The following is a 1,363-nucleotide window of genomic DNA, read 5'->3' as shown; positions in this document are numbered from 1 at the left end:
CGTCGCCGCGGCTCCCTGACGGCCCGCCACTGCCGCTGCCCAGCAGCGAACTGCGTCCGGCCGCGCTGCCGCCCAGCAGCGTGTTGCGCCCGCTGCCGGTATCGCCGCCGCCGTGCTCGCCTGCGTTTTCGCCGCTGGCCGACGCGGCCGGCACCTCGCCCTGCAACGGCGCCGGCAGCAGGTTGGCGTAGTCCACCGGCGCATCCAGCGGGAACGGCTTGTACTCGTAGATGTCGAAGCCCAGTTCGCGCAGGTTGCGGCGCTTGTACTTGTAGGACAGTGCATACACCACCGGGTTGTCGGTGGCGGCCAGGCTGTTGGTGGCCACCACCACGCGCGGTGGCGGGGTGCGCTTGCGCAGGTCGCGGAAGATCTCCTGCGCGGGGTCCGACAGCACCAGGTACGGCGTCTGCAGGATGATCTCCTGGCGTGCGTCGGCGATCAGCCGGTCGAGCTTGGGCGCGGTGGAGATGGCCTTGGGGCCGTGTTCGCGGCGGTGCTTCTGCGGCAGGTCGGCGACGTAGTCCACATGCTTCACCGGCAGCGCCGGCAGCACGAAGGCGTTCTCCACGAAGGCCGGATCGGACGCCTCCTCGCTGACCCGCTGCACCCGCTCCGGGCGCAGGAACTGCGCCGGCGGCATCGCCGGCACGCCCTGGCGCAGCAGCAGCTTGCCGACGTCGTTGAGCCGCGCCACCGGCACGCTGCGCCGCGCCGCCCAGTAGGCGTCGAAGTTGGCGGCCATCGACCGCGCCACCGGGCCGGCGACCAGCACGTCGCGGTCGCGGAAGTTGTACTCGGCGTCCCAGTCGAAATAGTCGTCCTGGTAGTTGCGCCCGCCGACCACGCCGATCGCATCGTCGATCACCAGCAGCTTGTTGTGCATGCGCTGGTTGAAGCGGCGGAAGCAGCACAGCACGCTGGCGGCGTAGTGGAAGTAGTTGGGCTTGGCCAGGCCGAAGGTGGGGTTGTAGATGCGCAGCGAGAAGTTCTCGTGCGCGCCGGCCAGGGCGCCGAGGATCTGCAGGTCGGAGATCGCCGAGAGCTGGTCGATCAGCACCCGCACCTGCACGCCGCGCCGCGCCGCGGCCAGCAGTTCGTCCATCACCAGCCGCGCGCTGTCGTCCTTGTCGAAGATGTAGGTCTGCAGGTCGATGCTGCGGCTGGCGCTGCGGATCAGGTTGATCCGCGCCACCAGCGCCTCTTCGCCGTGGTCGAGGATGGTGGCGTAGTGCCGCGGCGCGCCGGCGCCGGACTGGGCGAAGGCCTTGCCGGCCAGCCCGCGCAGCGGCGAGGCCAGCGCGCAGTGGTCCCCGCGCGTGCAGTCGACCTGGCGGTCGCGCGCGGCCTCGGCGATCGCCAC

General features: G+C 71.1%; 1 protein-coding gene. It reads right to left on the bottom strand.

Annotated elements, in window-relative coordinates; genetic code table 11:
* On the bottom strand, nucleotides 1-1,363 hold a 1,363-nt coding region (locus D183_RS0110095), incomplete at its 3' end, for a phospholipase D family protein (RefSeq protein ID WP_232757251.1).

Origin of the sequence: Xanthomonas sp. SHU 199 (assembly GCF_000364665.1) — a bacterium.
GTDB classification, from domain to species: domain Bacteria; phylum Pseudomonadota; class Gammaproteobacteria; order Xanthomonadales; family Xanthomonadaceae; genus Xanthomonas_A; species Xanthomonas_A sontii.
Note: the sequence above shows the minus strand (reverse complement) of the source record. Positions and strands in the feature narration are given on the sequence as shown.